Here is an 832-nt window from a genome sequence, read left to right on the forward strand (position 1 = left end):
AACGGATTCTTTAGTAGTAGCGGGAACAACTGGAGAATCTCCGACCCTTTCAACTGAAGAAAAAATTGCGCTTTTTGAATATACGGTAAAAGAAGTGAACGGTCGGGTGCCGGTTATTGCGGGTACTGGAAGCAACAACACGAAAGATTCCATTAAGCTGACAAAAAAAGCTGAGGAAGCGGGCGTAGACGCAGTCATGCTTGTTACGCCTTATTACAATAAGCCTTCTCAAGAAGGAATGTACCAGCATTTTAAAGCAATTGCGGCTGAAACGTCTCTTCCGGTTATGCTTTATAATGTGCCGGGCCGTACGGTTGCTTCTCTTGCTCCTGAAACGACGATCCGTTTGGCGGCAGACATTCCGAATGTTGTTGCGATTAAAGAAGCGAGCGGAGACCTCGAAGCGATTACAAAAATTGTTGCAGAAACGCCGGAAGACTTCTCTGTCTATTCAGGGGATGACGCCCTGACGCTTCCTATTCTCTCAGTTGGAGGAAGAGGAGTTGTGTCAGTGGCGAGCCATATCGCAGGCTCTGATATGCAGCAAATGATCAAAAATTATACGAATGGGCAAACAGCTAATGCGGCACTGATTCATCAGAAACTGCTGCCGATTATGAAGGAACTGTTTAAAGCGCCTAATCCTGCTCCTGTCAAAACAGCGCTTCAGCTGAGAGGCCTTGATGTCGGTTCAGTGCGTCTTCCTCTTGTTCCGTTAACCGAGGATGAACGTCTGAGCTTAAGCAGCACGATCAGCGAACTGTAAGAAAAATTTCATACAGTGAAACAAACGCGGTCATTCTCACATTCAGCTGAGTTTGACCGTTTCTTA

General features: G+C 46.3%; 1 protein-coding gene. It reads left to right on the forward strand.

What is annotated here, in order from left to right; all coding sequences use genetic code 11:
• Positions 1-766: 4-hydroxy-tetrahydrodipicolinate synthase (gene dapA / locus RAC86_RS39325; protein WP_377887028.1), on the forward strand; the 766-nt coding region annotated here is incomplete at its 5' end.
• Positions 767-832 lie beyond the last annotated feature (66 nt).

It is taken from the genome of Bacillus sp. LR_5 (assembly GCF_042709275.1).